Genomic DNA, 14,324 nt, shown 5'->3' on the forward strand with positions numbered 1-14,324 from the left:
GTGCCGAACGCCGGTTCGCGGCTCGTATGTCCGTTCTGCTACGTCCGTTCTGCTCGGCCGCCGCGACTGCGCCCGGTCACTCCCCCGGCCAGCGCGGGGTGCGCTTCTCATTGAACGCGGCCACCCCTTCGGCCCGGTCACCGGAGAAGGCCACGGTCCGCCAGGCCGCGTCCTCGACCTCCAGACCGGCCGTGAGGTCCATCCCCCAGCCGGTGCGCAGCGCACGCTTCGCCGCCCGCAGCCCGACGGGCGAGTGGGAGGCGATCCGCGCGGCCAGCGCCAGGGCCTCCGTGCGGTCCTCGCCCTCGGGCACCAGCCGGTCGACGAGCCCCAGCCCGGCCGCCTCGGCGGCCTCCACCCGGCGGGCGGTGAAGATCAGCTCCGCCGCACGGGCCGCCCCCACCCGGCGGGGCAGCAGCTGGGTGCCGCCGCCGCCGGGAATGACGCCGACCGACACCTCCGGCAGGCCGACGACCGCCGTGGGGTCGGCGACGATCAGATCGCAGCTCAGCGCCAGCTCGAAGCCCCCGCCCAGGGCGTAGCCGTGCACGGCGGCGATGGTGGGCATCGGCAGCCGCAGCACTCCGCCGTAGGCGGCCCGGGCGTGCGGGCGCTGCCGGCCGAGCTCGGCGTCGGTGAAGGAGTTGCGTTCCTTGAGGTCCGCACCCACACAGAAGGCCCGGGGATGGGTGGAGCTGAGCACCACCGCACTCACCGCGCGGTCCCCGGCGAGGGCCTCACAGGCGGCTCCGAGGGACCGGGCCAACTCGGTGGAGACGGCGTTCATGGCCTTGGGCCGGTCCAGGACCAGCTCCGCCACGGGGCCGTCCCGGCGGACCGCCACCCACTCGCCGTACCGCTCCTCGCCGCGCACGTCCTGCGTCATGCCCGCTCCTTGTTAACGCTCGCTCACTCGGTCGGAGCATCATCGCACGCAGGGCCGGGGGGCGACGGGCCCCGGGGTGGCCGGGCCGACGAGGCCTCAGGAGCGGCGGGTGAGGAGCCAGGGCTCGATGATGCCCAGGCCACGGACCGGGCGCTGGTAGAGAGGCTGGAGCGCGAAGCGGAAGCCCGCGTGCGCGGCGTCCGCGGCGTCGACCTCCTTCTCGGAGCGCGGAGCGTCGCCCCCGGCCGTCAGCTCCTCCCGGAGCGCGCCGTCCACCAGCACCATGTCCTTCGGCGCTATGGAGGTGAGCCGGCTCGCCAGGTTGACCGTGTTGCCGAACACATCACCCATCCGGGTGGTCACCGTGCCGAAAGCGATACCGACCCGCAGCTCGGGCATCGTCGGGTTCTCCCCGAGCGTCTCCACCAGCCGCAGACCGATGTCGGCGGCCGTCCCCGCGTCGTCCGCGGCGAAGAGCACCTCGTCGCCGAGCGTCTTGATGAGCCGGCCCCCGTGCGCGGCCACCTGATCGGCGGCAGTGGTCTCGAACGCCTCCACCAGCTCGCCCAGCTCCTCCTCCTCCAGGCGGCGGGTGAGCCGGGTGAAGCCCACCAGGTCGGCGAAGCCGACGGCCAGCCGGCGGTCGACCATCTCCGCGTCGTCCTGAGCCTGGACCACCCGGCCGGTGGCGGCGGCCAACTGCCGGCGCCACACATAGATGAGGAACTCCTCCAGCTCCGGCAGCAACAGCTCGACCAGCGGATACGTGACCTCGGACCGCGTCATGCCGGGCTCCGGCGGCTCGGTCAGACCTTCCAGGAAGGAGTCGATCTGCCAGTCCGCCAGCCGGGCCGTGGTCTGTCCGGTGGAACGGGCCACCTGGATCGCCATCGGCTCGCTCAGCAGCCCGGCCTCGACCAGACCGGCCAGCCGGCGAAGCGCCAGCACATCCGCCTCCGTCAGCGCCTTGGCCTGGCCGATGTCGGGAAAACCCATGGCCCGCCAGAAACGGGACGCCAGCTCCATGGGGACACCCGCGGCCCGGGCGGCCTGGAACGGGGTGTACTGCCGGTCGGCCCCGATGATGAGCTGCTCGAGCCGCAGCGCGATGGTGTCGTCCCCGTCCTCGGGGGGCGGGGCACCGCTCCTCCCGCCGGGCGCACCGGTGTCATCCACGGCCACTGCCCGCCCTCAGAGTGAAGATCCCTCTGCTGCGCACTGCCCTACCGTTCCGCTTCCGCCGCGTCCGTCCCGCGGTGACACCGCCCCACCTTACGGCAGGTGTGGAGTAAGTCACCCCTGCTCAGCGGAGCGTACGTGCACAATGTCCGCCGCGGAGACCGGGAGCTGCACACCTTCCCCGGTCGCGATCACCAGGCGGCCGTCGTCGTCCAGCGCGACGGCCTCGCCGCGCAGCTCGGTGCCGTCCGGAAGCTGGGCACGGACGGTGCGGCCCAGGGTCGCGCACACGGCGGAGCAGGCTTCACGCAGCCCGGAGGCGTCCGGGGCGCCGGAGGCGGCCGTCCAGCGGGTGTACCAGGTGTCCAGGGAGCGCAGGACGGCCCGGAGGAGCGGGTCCCGGTCGGTGTTCTCCGCCTCGGCCAGCAGCAGCGAGCCCGCCGTCTCCACCGGCAGTTCGTCGGCACGCAGCGACACGTTGATGCCGATGCCGAGCACCACGGCCGGAGGGCCGCCCTGCTCCCCGGTGCTCTCGGAGAGGATGCCGCCGCACTTGCGTTCCTCACCTCCGACCTCCAGCAGCAGGTCGTTGGGCCACTTCAGGGTGACCCCCACCCCCGCGACGCGAGTCAGCCCGGCGACGGTGGCCACCCCCGCGAGCAGCGGCAGCCAGCCCCAGCGTTCCCGGGGGACCTCCGGTCGCAGCAGTACGGAGACGAACAGCCCCGAGCGGGCCGGCGCGCTCCACTGCCGGTCCAGCCGGCCGCGGCCGTGCGTCTGCTCCTCGGCGATCAGCACGGTCCCCGGTGCGGCGGTGCCGCGACGCGCCCGCTCGGCCAGATCGGCGTTGGTGGAGCCGGTGACCTCGGTCACCTCCAGCGAGGTCCAGAGTGCTTCCGGCGTGACGAGGGCGCCACGCAGTGCGGTGGCGTTGAGCGGCGGGCGCTCGAGGTCGGACCATCGGCCGGGCGGCCGGTCGGCAGGTGTCATGCCGCCAGAGTAGGGCCGCCGGGCGGGCGGGTGTGGTCAACGACGCAGTGTGCGAACGCTCCGGCGCCGTTAACCTACGGATCGGTAGCCACCCGAGGACGAGTAGGAGCCGCAGCCCGTGTCCGAGCAGGAGAACCGGCCCGACATGCACACCACCGCGGGCAAGATCGCGGACTTCCGACAGCGGGCCCACGAGGCCACGCACGCGGGCTCGGCTCGTGCGGTGGAGAAGCAGCACGCCAAGGGCAAGCTGACCGCCCGCGAACGGGTCGAGCTGCTGCTCGACGAGGGCTCCTTCACCGAGCTGGACGAGTTCGCCCGGCACCGGTCGACGAACTTCGGCATCGAGAAGAACCGCCCCTACGGGGACGGGGTGGTCACCGGTTACGGCACGGTGGACGGCCGCCCGGTGTGCGTCTACTCACAGGACTTCACGATCTTCGGCGGCTCACTGGGCGAGGTGTACGGCGAGAAAATCGTGAAGGTGATGGACTTCGCCCTGAAGACCGGCTGTCCCGTCGTCGGCATCAACGACGGCGGCGGCGCCCGGATCCAGGAGGGGGTGGCGGCGCTCGGGCTGTTCGCCGAGATTTTCCGGCGCAACGTGCACGCCTCCGGGGTCATCCCCCAGATCTCCCTGATCATGGGCCCCTGCGCGGGCGGCGCCGTGTACTCCCCGGCGATCACCGACTTCACCGTGATGGTGGATCAGACCTCCCACATGTTCATCACCGGACCGGACGTCATCAAGACGGTGACGGGGGAGAGCGTCGGCTTCGAGGAGCTGGGCGGTGCCCGCACCCACAACGCCACCTCCGGGGTCGCCCACCACATGGCGGGTGACGAGAAGGACGCCATCGACTACGTCAAGGCGCTGCTGTCCTACCTGCCGTCGAACAACCTGTCCGAGCCGCCCGAGTACCCCGAGGACGCGGATCTCGAGACCTCCGACGTCGACCGGGAGCTGGACACCCTGGTCCCTGACTCGGCGAACCAGCCCTACGACATGCGCCAGGTCATCGAGCACGTGGTCGACGAGGGCGAGTTCCTGGAGACGCAGTCGCTGTTCGCGCCCAACATCCTCACCGGATTCGGCCGGGTCGAGGGACGCTCGGTGGGCGTGGTGGCCAACCAGCCGATGCAGTTCGCCGGCTGCCTGGACATCGACGCCTCGGAGAAGGCCGCACGCTTCGTGCGGACCTGCGACGCCTACAACGTCCCGGTGCTGACCTTCGTCGACGTGCCGGGCTTCCTGCCGGGCACCGACCAGGAGTACAACGGCATCATCCGCCGCGGCGCGAAGCTGATCTACGCGTACGCGGAGGCGACAGTGCCGCTGATCACCGTGATCACCCGTAAGGCGTTCGGCGGCGCGTACGACGTGATGGGGTCCAAGCACCTGGGCGCCGACCTGAACCTGGCCTGGCCGACCGCCCAGGTGGCGGTGATGGGCGCACAGGGAGCGGTGAACATCCTGCACCGCCGGAAGCTGGTCGCGGAGGAGGACCCGGACGCGCGCGAGGCGCTGCGGGCACAGCTCACCCTGGAGTACGAGGAGGCACTGCTCAACCCGTACGTCGCCGCCGAGCGCGGATACGTCGACGCGGTGATCCTGCCGGCCGAGACCCGCCGGCACATCGTGCGCGGCCTGCGCACGCTCCGGTCCAAGCGGGAGCAGCTGCCCCCGAAGAAGCACGGCAACATCCCGCTGTGAGGGGAAGGTTCGCATCATGATCAGAGTCGTCCGGGGGAATCCGACCCCCGAGGAGATCGCCGCGGCCGTGGCCGTGGTCCAGGCCCGGGTCGCGGTGGCGGCGTCCGCCGGGTCCCCCGGTGGCCCGCGGGCCGCGTCGGAGTGGTCCGACCCGGCCCGCCTCGTCCCGCGGCGGGTGCCGGTGCCCGGCCCGCACGCCTGGCTCACCAGCAGCTGGCCCGGCTGACCCGCTCCCCGGGTGGTGAGTGGTCACTGCGGGGGGCAGCGGCCCCTCACTTCCCGTTCGCACCTTCTGCCGCACCGGGCCACACCTTCTCCTCCTTCTGCACGGCCGAAACCGGCGCTGACGCCGGCTCATCGGCCGGCCCGCGGGGTCCCGCCCTCCTGACCGCGCATCTGAGTACCCGTACTCATGCGGGCCACCGGTCCGGGCGGACAGGATCAACGGCATGCTGTGGACCGATCTGCGCCGCGAGTCCCCGGACGACAGCCGGGCGGCGAGCACCATGCTGCGCCGGGCCGGGTGGGTCATCGCCGTGGCCATGATGATCGCCGCTGTGCTGCTTCTGCGGCCGGCCTGACAGCGCGGGCACAACTCGCTCTCGCTACCCCCACGTTCTGTCCTGTCACCCAGCGCCAGGGATGTGCCCATACTCGGCATGTTGCGGAGCAGCCGGAGGGCGGCCCAGTCCTCCGGTCCGAGTGAATCCATCTCTCCAGGGGACAGATTGCACACCCATCCGAGGAAGAAGAGCAGCACCATCGCAGCAGCGGTGGCCCTGTCCGTAACACTGACCGCGGGGCTCGCGGCCGCATCGGCCGCTCCGCAGGGAGGCCCGCCGGCGCACACCGCCGAGCCCGTCGCGGCGGACGGGGAGAGCCGCCTGGTCACCCTGATCACCGGGGACCGGGTCGCGGTCGACTCCGCGGGCCGGGCGACCGGCCTGTTACCCGCCGAAGGCCGGGAGCACATCCCCGTCAAGGTTTTCACCGGTGAGGAGTCCACGCTGGTCCTGCCGCTGGACGCGTTCGGTCCGGTCCGTGACGGGAGCGTGGACCGGCGGCTGTTCGACGTGACCGAGCTCAGCCGGGAGCAGTACGACGGGATCGACGGCGTCCCGGTCATCGTCACCTACGGCGAGGAGGCCGGGCCGGAGGCCCGGAACACCCTGCATCAGGCGGCCGAACCGGAGGTCCGTGCCGAGCTGGAGACCATCAACGGCCAGGCCCTCACCCTCGCTCCCGGGGTCGCGCCGGCGGCCTGGGCTGCGCTCACCGAACAGGCCGGCGAGCAGACACTCGTCACGACACCCGGCATCGCCGGGGTCTCGCTGGACGCGGTGCACCAGGCTTCCCTCGACGGCAGCGCGGGACAGATCGGTGCCCCGGATGCCTGGGAGGCCGGGTTCGACGGGACGGGCGTCACCGTCGCCGTCCTGGACACCGGCATCGACGACACCCACCAGGACCTGGCCGGCCAGGTGGTGGCCGCCGAGAACTTCACCGACTCCCCGGACACCCACGACCGGCAGGGCCACGGCACGCACGTGGCGTCCACCGCGGCCGGCACCGGTGCCCTGTCCGGCGGGAAGTACCGCGGCGTCGCCCCGGGCGCACAACTGCTCAACGCGAAGGTGCTGGACGACGAGGGCTCCGGCTTCGAATCCGGGATCATCGAAGGCATGGAGTGGGCCGTCGAGCAGGGTGCCCAGGTCATCAACATGAGCCTCGGCGGCAGTACCGGCTCCGCCATCGAGCCGATGGAGGAGGCCGTCAACCGGCTCTCCGAGGAGAGCGGGGCGCTGTTCGTCATCGCCGCCGGCAACTCCGGACCCGGCGCCGGTTCCCTCGGCACGCCGGGCACCGCGGACGCCGCACTCACCCTCGGCGCGGTCAGCAGGAGCGACGTGCTGGCCGGCTTCTCCTCCGTGGGCCCGCGGACCCGGGACGGTGCACTCAAGCCCGACGCCACCGCCCCCGGGGTCGGCATCGCGGCCGCCGCGGCCGAGGGCAGCGTGATCGGGGAGAACGGCGAGGCCGTCGCCGACGGATACGTGGCGATCTCCGGCACCTCCATGGCCGCCCCGCACGCCGCCGGAGCCGCCGCGCTCCTCGCCCAGCAGCACCCCGACTGGTCCGGCGACCGCATCAAGGCCGCGCTCCTCGCCTCCGCCCGGGGAGCCGACGGCCACACCGCCTACCAGCAGGGATCCGGACGTATCGATCTCACCCGGGCTGTCCGGCAGACCGTCATCACCGAACCGGCCTCCCTCAGTTTCGGCACAGTCGCTCACCCCCACGACGCCGCCGAACCCGTCACCCGTGAGCTCACCTACCGGAACCTCGGGGACTCCGACCTCGCCCTGGACCTGGAGATGACCGTCCTGGCCCCGGACGGCACCCCCGGCCCCGAGGACATGTTCACCCTCGACGCCGACCGGGTCACTCTCCCCGCCCGGAGCACCGCCACCGTCCGGGCCACCGCCCACACCCGCCACGGCGGTGATGTTCACGGCGGCTACAGCATGTTCCTCACCGCCACCGGTGAGGAACACACCGTCCGCACCGCGGGCGCCGTCGACCGCGAACCCGAGATGTTCCACCTCACCCTCGACGCCACCGACCGTTCCGGAGCTCCCGCCACCGAGGGATGGGAGGCCGTGGTGATCGACCCGCAGACCTTCACGTCCCACTTCCTGAGCCCGTCGGCCTCGGGCAGCGCCACCGTGCGGCTCCCCGAGGGCGACTATCTGGTCGAGGCGACGGTCCTCGGCGCGGCGGACGAGGAGTCCGAAATTCCTGTCGCCGACTGGATGCTGCACCCGCAGGTGCGGCTCACCGAGGACACCTCGGTCTCCTTCGCCGCGGCCGGGGCCCGGCCGATGGTGATGAGCGTGCCGGACGACGACGTGCGGCAGGCCTCCCTGACCGCCGGGTACACCCTGACGGGTGAGGAATTCCACCTGAGTTCGGCGTTCGTGTCCGCCGCCCCCGGGGCCGAGGGCTTCGGCACCGCCCAGACGGGGCCCGCCCCGCAGGGGTGGCAGCTGTCCGCCGGTGCGGGCGGCTCCTGGGTGAGCCCCGAAGGCGAGCGGGAGTACCACGGACACCATATTCAGGAGGACGGCTTCTACACCGGTCTGACCGATCACATCGACGCGTCCGAACTGGCCAGGATCACCACCGGCCAGGGCGCGTCGGCCCCCGGCAAGCGGGGGGCGCTGTTCACGTCCTCCCCCGCAGTACTGATCGCCACCGCAACCAGGCAGCAACTGCCGTGGACCACCGAGGTGTACGTCCGGGCCGAAGGCACCCGGTGGTCCCAGGAGCTGTGGCAGCTCGGTGCGGACGACTGGTGGGACGAGGCCTCCTACCGCACTCCCGCCCGGGCCCACAGCGCGGGGGAACACCACAGCCTGATGCTCAACACCGGTGTGTACGGTCCGCTGTTCGAGGGAGGTGGCGGCCTCGTCCGGGCCGGCGACACTCTCAAGGGCTGGCTCACGCCCTTCGCGGACGGCTCAGGGCACCGCGGCGGCAGCGTGTACGACAGTGCGGAAACCGTCCTGTACCGGAACGGTGAGGTTCACGCGACCTCCGCCGAGGTGCTCGACTTCGTCGAGTTCGAGGTGCCCGAGGACGCCGCCGACTACCGGCTGGAGACCACGATCAGCCGGGCCGGCTCCGGCACCGCAACGGTGACCAGCGAGGTGACCGCCTCCTACTCCTTCCGGTCGGAGTCCGTCACCGGCACCGAACCGCTGCCCGCTGCGGCCGTCCGGTACGCCCCGGAGCTGGACCTGGCCAGCACCTCCCCCGCGCTGACCCGGGTCGACATCCCGGTCACGGTCGAGCAGCCGGCGACGGAGGACGAGCCGGCCGAGCTCAGGGTGGAGGTCTCCTACGACAGCGGGGCGAGCTGGCAGCCGGCCGAGCTCACCGACGGCCTACTGGTGGTCGACAACCCCGCCGCGGGCGGCAGCGTCTCCTTGCGCGCCGAGGTCGAGGACAGCCTGGGCAACCTCACCGTCCAGACCATCATCGACGCGTACCGCACCCGCTGAACTCGGCAGCACCACTCCCCGCGGGCCCTGCCGGAGCACCTCGCTCCGGCAGGGCCCGCCGCGCTGCGGCACCCCCCGGGCGCGCACAGCACCCGCCTCCGGGGCTTTCCGCCCCCGGCCCCTGCCGGGCCCGGCAGCCGCTACCGTGACGGCCATGAACACTGCATCCCCGCCTGCCCGCCGCCTGGTGCTCGCCTCCAAGTCCCCCGCCCGGCTCGGGCTGCTGCGGCAGGCCGGTTTCGCCCCCGAGGTGATGGTCAGCGGAGTGGACGAGGACGCCCTGGCCGTGACGTCTCCTCAGGAGCTGGCCCGGGTACTGGCCGAGGCCAAGGCGGAGGCGGTCGCGGGCCGGCCGGAGGCCGCCGGGGCGCTGGTCGTCGGCTGCGACTCGGTGCTGGAGATGGACGGGCGGCGGCTGGGCAAGCCGGCCGGGGCGCAGGAGGCCACCGCCCGGTGGACGGTGATGCGCGGCCGGTCCGGCCTGCTGGAGACGGGCCACTGTGTGATCGACACCGTGAACGGCCGGCGCACCTCCGCCGTCGCGGTGACGACCGTGCGCTTCGGGGAGCCGAGCGACGCGGAGATCGCCGCCTACGTGGCCACCGGCGAACCCCTGCACGTGGCGGGCGCGTTCACCCTGGACGGGCTCGCCGCACCGTTCATCGACGGCATCGACGGCGACCCGGGCAACGTGATCGGGCTTTCGCTTCCCCTGCTGCGGCGGATGCTGGCGGAGCTCGGCGTGCCGATCACCGGCCTCTGGGCATCCCGCTGACGGCAGAGCGGGGCCCACCGCCCCGCCTCGCGGTGCCTCGGGAAAAAGATTCGCGCCCCGAATTATGGGGTTCCCACAAGGTCCGCTGCACGGACCTGCATCCGTTCGGCCGAGATGTTGACCACAGCCCGGCCCTTGAGGCAAACCCGAGAAGGGCGCGTACCTTGGGAACACCAGCTTGTGCGGACAGAAGCAACCACCGGCTCACTTTCCGTGTGGGCAAGCTCACCCCGGAGTCCGCCTCACCCCGGGGTGTCGGCTGTACCTAAACTCACCTTGTTCCAAGGAGGGAGCCATCGTGCGCAAGGTGCTCATCGCCAATCGCGGCGAAATCGCCGTTCGCGTCGCCCGGGCCTGCCGGGATGCCGGCATCGCGAGCGTCGCCGTCTACGCCGAGCCGGACCGGGACGCGCTGCACGTCCGGACCGCCGACGAGGCCTTCGCCCTGGGCGGTGACACCCCGGCGGCCAGTTACCTGGACGTCGGCAAGGTCCTGCGGGCCGCCGCCGACTCAGGAGCGGACGCCATCCACCCGGGGTACGGCTTTCTGTCGGAGAACGCCGAGTTCGCCCAGGCCGTCATGGACGCCGGGCTCATCTGGATCGGCCCGCCCCCGCAGGCGATCCGCGACCTCGGTGACAAGGTCGCGGCGCGGCACATCGCGCAGCGCGCCGGCGCACCGCTGGTGGCCGGCACCAAGGACCCGGTCAGTGGCTCGGACGAGGTGGTGACCTTCGCGGAGGAGCACGGCCTGCCGATCGCCATCAAAGCCGCCTTCGGTGGTGGCGGCCGGGGTCTGAAGGTCGCCCGCACGCTGGAGGAGGTCCCCGAGCTGTACGACTCGGCGGTCCGCGAGGCGGTCTCCGCCTTCGGCCGCGGGGAGTGCTTCGTGGAGCGCTACCTGGACCGGCCCCGGCACGTGGAGACGCAGTGCCTGGCCGACACGCACGGCAACGTGGTGGTCGTCTCCACCCGGGACTGCTCGCTCCAGCGCCGCCACCAGAAGCTGGTGGAGGAGGCCCCCGCACCCTTCCTGACGGAGGAGCAGAACGCCGAGCTGTACCGCGCCTCCAAGGCCATCCTGAAGGAGGCCGGTTACGTCGGTGCGGGCACCGTGGAGTTCCTGGTCGGCCAGGACGGCACGATCTCCTTCCTGGAGGTCAACACCCGCCTGCAGGTCGAGCACCCGGTGACCGAGGAAGTCACCGGCATCGACCTGGTGCGGGAGATGTTCCGGATCGCCGACGGCGAGGTGCTGGGTTACGACGACCCGCCCCTGCGCGGTCACTCGATCGAGTTCCGGATCAACGGAGAGGACCCGGGCCGCAACTTCCTCCCGGCGCCCGGAACCGTCACCCGCTTCGACCCTCCCGCGGGCCCGGGTGTGCGGCTCGACGCGGGCGTCGAAGCCGGTTCCGTCATCGGACCTGCCTGGGATTCCCTGCTGGCCAAGCTGATCATCACCGGAGCCGACCGGGAGCAGGCGCTGCGGCGCGCGGCACGGGCGCTGAACGAGTTCCGCCTGGACGGCATGGCCACGGCCATCCCGTTCCACCGGGCGGTGGTCGCCGACCCGGCCTTCGCACCCGAGCTGCACGGCCGGGCCGGTGAGCGGTTCACCGTCCACACCCGGTGGATCGAGACGGAGTTCGCCAACACGATCGAGCCCTTCGTGGGCGCGGGCACCGAGAGCACCGAGGACGACGACAGCGTCCCGCGCGAAACAGTGGTCGTCGAGGTCGGCGGAAAGCGGCTGGAGGTCTCCCTCCCGGCCGCGCTGAGCATGCCCCTGGCCCGCGCGGCGGTGGCGGGCGGCGCCAAGCCCGCACGCCGGAAGGCGGGCCGGAAGACGGCCTCCGCCGTCTCGGGGGACGCGCTCGCCTCCCCGATGCAGGGGACCATCGTCAAGGTCGCCGTGGAGGAGGGCCAGACGGTCGCTGAGGGTGACCTGGTGGTCGTCCTGGAGGCGATGAAGATGGAGCAGCCCCTCAACGCCCACCGCGCGGGCACCGTCAAGGATCTCACTGCCGAGATCGGCGCCTCCCTGTCGGCCGGCGCGGTGATCTGCGAGATCAAGGACTGACCGCGTCGTCAGAGGGCCGGGCCTCCGTCGTGTGACGGGACCCGGCCCTCCGGCGTGCGGGCGGATCGGCCTCCGGCCGGGCTGCCGCCGGTCAGCCTCGGCGCAGAGCCGGGGATCCGGGGGCGGCGCCGCGTGGAGCGGGGAGCGGGAGGCGGCGGGCGGTGCGCGGCTCCGGGGAGTCCTCCGCGCAGGAGGCGAGGGAGATCCGGACCCCCTGGTCGGCCAGGGCCTCCAGCTCCAGCACCGCGCGGCCGTTGTCCGGCGGCGGCTGGTCGGCCACCACCTGAGTGATCATCTCGGTCGGCACCGTCTGGAACATGGTGTCCGCGCCCAGCTTGCGATGGTCGGCGAGGACCACCACTTCGGCCGCGGCCTGTGCCATGGCACGGTCCACGCTCGCCGACAGCATGTTGGAGGTGGACAGGCCACGCTCAGCGGTCAGCCCTGAGCCGGAGAGAAACGCCCGGCTGACCCGCAGGCCCTGGAGGGACTCCTCGGCACCACTGCCCACGAGCGCGTGATCGGTGCCGCGCAGGGTACCGCCCGTCATGACCACCTCCACCCGGTTGGCGTGCGCGAGGGCCTGGGCCACGAGCAGCGAGTTCGTGACCACGGTCAGCCCCGGCACCCGCGCGAGCCGGCGTGCCAGCTCCTGGGTGGTGGTCCCGGCGCCGACCACGAGGGCCTCCCCCTCCCGGACCAGACCGGCCGCGAGCTCCGCGAGGGCCACCTGCTCCCGGGTCGCCACGGGCGACCGTTGCGGGAAGCCGGACTCACCCCCCAGGCCGCCCGGCAGGACGGCACCGCCGTGCCTGCGGTCCAGCAGCCCTTCTTCCTCCAGGGCGCGGACGTCGCGACGCACGGTCACTTCCGAGGTCTGGACGACGCGGGCGAGCTCCCGGAGAGACACGGCTCCGTTGGCGCGCACCATTTCAAGAATCAACTGGCGACGTTCTGCAGCGAACACGGAACCGACAGTAACGCCAAAGTCCGGCTGTTTTCAGCGGCTTGCGGAAATTTCCCGAACATGCCTCAAAGATGCCTGGTTCGTGCTATATACCACCCGCCCGTCCCTCGGCCGGGACTCCGACCAGCGGCTACGAGCCCTCATCGTGCTTGCGTGCCTGCAGCTGACGGGCGGCCTCGGCGATCGAGCCCGACAGGGACGGGTACACGGTGAACGCTTTTGCGACCTGCTCCACCGTCAGATTGTTGTCCACCGCGAGCGCGATGGGGTGGATCAGCTCGCTCGCCCGCGGCGCGACCACCACTCCGCCGACCACGATGCCGGTGCCGGGGCGGGCGAAGAGCTTCACGAAGCCGTCCCGGATACCCTGCATCTTGGCGCGCGCGTTCCGCAGCAGTGGCAGCTTCACCACCCGGGCATCGATCCGGCCCTCGTCCACATCGGCCTGGGTGTAGCCGACGGTGGCGATCTCCGGGTCGGTGAAGATGTTCGCCGAGACCGTCTTGAGGTCCAGCGGCGCGACCGCGTGCCCCAGGAAGTGGTACATCGCGATCCGGCCCTGCATCGCGGCCACCGACGCCAGCGCCAGCACTCCGGTGCAGTCACCGGCCGCGTAGACCGCGGGTGCGCTCGTCCGCGAGACCCGGTCCGTCCAGATGTGCCCGGAGTCCCGCAGGGTGACGCCGGCCTCCTCCAGACCCATGTCCTCGGTGTTCGGCACCGCGCCGACCGCCATCAGGCAGTGGGTGCCCGAGATGGTGCGGCCGTCGGTGAGCGTGACCTCGACCCGGTCCCCGGCCTCGGTCCGCCGGACCGCCGCCGCCCGGGAGCGGGCCATCACGTTCATCCCGCGGCGCCGGAAGACGTCCTCCAGCACGGCAGCGGCGTCCGGGTCCTCGCCGGGCAGCACCCGGTCCCGGGAGGAGACCAGGGTGACGCGCGAGCCCAGCGCCTGGTAGGCCCCGGCGAACTCCGCGCCGGTGACACCGGAGCCCACCACGATGAGCTCCTCGGGGAGCTCCTTCAGGTCGTAGACCTGCGTCCAGTTCAGGATCCGCTCACCGTCCGGCAGCGCGTCCGGGATCTCCCGCGGATGACCGCCGGTGCAGATGAGCACACCGTCCGCGACCAGCTCCCTCGCGGTCCCCTCGGCATCGGTGACGGTGACCCGGCGCGAACCGTCCGGCGCCTGATCCCGCTCCAGCTTCCCGTGTGCGCGCAGCACCCGGACGCCCGCCCGGGTGACGGAGGCGGTGATGTCGTGCGACTGCGCGAGCGCGAGCCGCTTCACGCGCCGGTTGACCTTTCCCAGATCCACACCGATCAGCCGTCCCCGCTCCCCCGGGTGATCCGCCCCGTCGATGGCGATGCCCAGCTCCTCGTGGGAGGCATCGAACCCGGTCATCACCTCCGCGGTGGCGATCAGGGTCTTGGAGGGCACGCAGTCGGTGAGCACGGACGCGCCACCGAGACCGTCGCGGTCGATGACGGTCACCTCCGCTCCCAGCTGCGCTGCCACCAGCGCCGCCTCGTATCCGCCAGGTCCGCCGCCGATGATCACGATGCGAGTCACGTACCCCAGTGTCCCGCATGGCACAGGGGATCTTCCGCTCGCCCCCTGTTCCCGGCAAGCCGTTCCGCTCAGCCGCGCACGGGCGGCGCTCCC

11 protein-coding genes are annotated in these 14,324 nt (G+C 72.2%); 6 read left to right on the forward strand and 5 right to left on the reverse strand.

The window, feature by feature from the left end:
- Window positions 1–76 precede the first annotated feature (76 nt).
- From PJ985_RS05525 to PJ985_RS05535, 3 genes are all read right to left on the reverse strand, one after another.
- Window positions 77–886 (reverse strand): enoyl-CoA hydratase/isomerase family protein, encoded by an 810-nt coding sequence (locus PJ985_RS05525; protein ID WP_271682394.1) that lies wholly within the window; start codon window positions 884–886, stop codon window positions 77–79.
- Window positions 887–982: 96 nt separating this feature from the next.
- On the reverse strand, window positions 983–2,068 hold the full coding sequence (locus tag PJ985_RS05530; RefSeq protein WP_443033413.1) for an adenylate/guanylate cyclase domain-containing protein: 1,086 nt from the start codon (window positions 2,066–2,068) through the stop codon (window positions 983–985).
- A 111-nt stretch (window positions 2,069–2,179) separates the two neighbouring features.
- The gene (locus tag PJ985_RS05535) at window positions 2,180–3,055 is read right to left on the reverse strand and encodes a biotin--[acetyl-CoA-carboxylase] ligase (protein WP_271682396.1); all 876 of its coding nucleotides are present in this window, start codon (window positions 3,053–3,055) and stop codon (window positions 2,180–2,182) included.
- 145 nt (window positions 3,056–3,200) lie between these two features.
- On the opposite strand from PJ985_RS05535, the gene PJ985_RS05540 reads away from it, so the two are divergent.
- The 6 genes from PJ985_RS05540 to PJ985_RS05565 all read left to right on the forward strand — a co-directional run bounded on the left by PJ985_RS05540 (window position 3,201) and on the right by PJ985_RS05565 (window position 11,691).
- Window positions 3,201–4,769: an acyl-CoA carboxylase subunit beta gene (locus tag PJ985_RS05540; RefSeq protein WP_271682537.1), complete on the forward strand. Its 1,569-nt coding sequence runs from the start codon at window positions 3,201–3,203 to the stop codon at window positions 4,767–4,769.
- A 16-nt stretch (window positions 4,770–4,785) separates the two neighbouring features.
- Window positions 4,786–4,995 (forward strand): acyl-CoA carboxylase subunit epsilon, encoded by a 210-nt coding sequence (locus PJ985_RS05545; protein WP_271682397.1) that lies wholly within the window; start codon window positions 4,786–4,788, stop codon window positions 4,993–4,995.
- Between the two features lie 223 nt (window positions 4,996–5,218).
- The gene (gene mmpB, locus PJ985_RS05550) at window positions 5,219–5,350 is read left to right on the forward strand and encodes a morphogenic membrane protein MmpB (protein ID WP_271682398.1); all 132 of its coding nucleotides are present in this window, start codon (window positions 5,219–5,221) and stop codon (window positions 5,348–5,350) included.
- Window positions 5,351–5,542: 192 nt separating this feature from the next.
- Window positions 5,543–8,833, forward strand: coding sequence for a S8 family serine peptidase (locus PJ985_RS05555; protein ID WP_271682399.1), 3,291 nt, complete (start codon window positions 5,543–5,545; stop codon window positions 8,831–8,833).
- A gap of 154 nt (window positions 8,834–8,987) precedes the next feature.
- Complete coding sequence (locus PJ985_RS05560; protein WP_271682400.1) at window positions 8,988–9,608, forward strand: Maf family protein; 621 nt, start codon at window positions 8,988–8,990, stop codon at window positions 9,606–9,608.
- Between the two features lie 298 nt (window positions 9,609–9,906).
- Complete coding sequence (locus tag PJ985_RS05565) at window positions 9,907–11,691, forward strand: acetyl/propionyl/methylcrotonyl-CoA carboxylase subunit alpha (protein ID WP_271682401.1); 1,785 nt, start codon at window positions 9,907–9,909, stop codon at window positions 11,689–11,691.
- A 91-nt stretch (window positions 11,692–11,782) separates the two neighbouring features.
- Here PJ985_RS05565 and PJ985_RS05570 read toward each other — a convergent pair whose 3' ends face one another.
- A complete protein-coding gene (locus tag PJ985_RS05570) occupies window positions 11,783–12,622 on the reverse strand; it encodes a DeoR/GlpR family DNA-binding transcription regulator (protein WP_443033421.1) in 840 nt (279 codons plus the stop codon).
- A 166-nt stretch (window positions 12,623–12,788) separates the two neighbouring features.
- Window positions 12,789–14,240, reverse strand: a complete 1,452-nt coding sequence (locus PJ985_RS05575; RefSeq protein ID WP_271682538.1) for an NAD(P)H-quinone dehydrogenase — start codon at window positions 14,238–14,240, stop codon at window positions 12,789–12,791.
- Window positions 14,241–14,324 lie beyond the last annotated feature (84 nt).

It is taken from the genome of Streptomyces sp. ACA25 (assembly GCF_028200735.1).
GTDB lineage: Bacteria > Actinomycetota > Actinomycetes > Streptomycetales > Streptomycetaceae > Streptomyces.

Excerpts from the sequence above, each read along its gene's own strand:
- PJ985_RS05525 (WP_271682394.1), bottom strand. The coding sequence starts at position 886 with ATGACGCAGGACGTGCGCGGCGAGGAGCGGTACGGCGAGTGGGTGGCG.
- PJ985_RS05535 (WP_271682396.1), bottom strand. The coding sequence starts at position 3,055 with ATGACACCTGCCGACCGGCCGCCCGGCCGATGGTCCGACCTCGAGCGC.
- PJ985_RS05540 (WP_271682537.1), top strand. The coding sequence starts at position 3,201 with ATGCACACCACCGCGGGCAAGATCGCGGACTTCCGACAGCGGGCCCAC.
- PJ985_RS05545 (WP_271682397.1), top strand. The coding sequence starts at position 4,786 with ATGATCAGAGTCGTCCGGGGGAATCCGACCCCCGAGGAGATCGCCGCG.
- mmpB (WP_271682398.1), top strand. The coding sequence starts at position 5,219 with ATGCTGTGGACCGATCTGCGCCGCGAGTCCCCGGACGACAGCCGGGCG.
- PJ985_RS05560 (WP_271682400.1), top strand. The coding sequence starts at position 8,988 with ATGAACACTGCATCCCCGCCTGCCCGCCGCCTGGTGCTCGCCTCCAAG.
- PJ985_RS05570 (WP_443033421.1), bottom strand. The coding sequence starts at position 12,622 with ATGGTGCGCGCCAACGGAGCCGTGTCTCTCCGGGAGCTCGCCCGCGTC.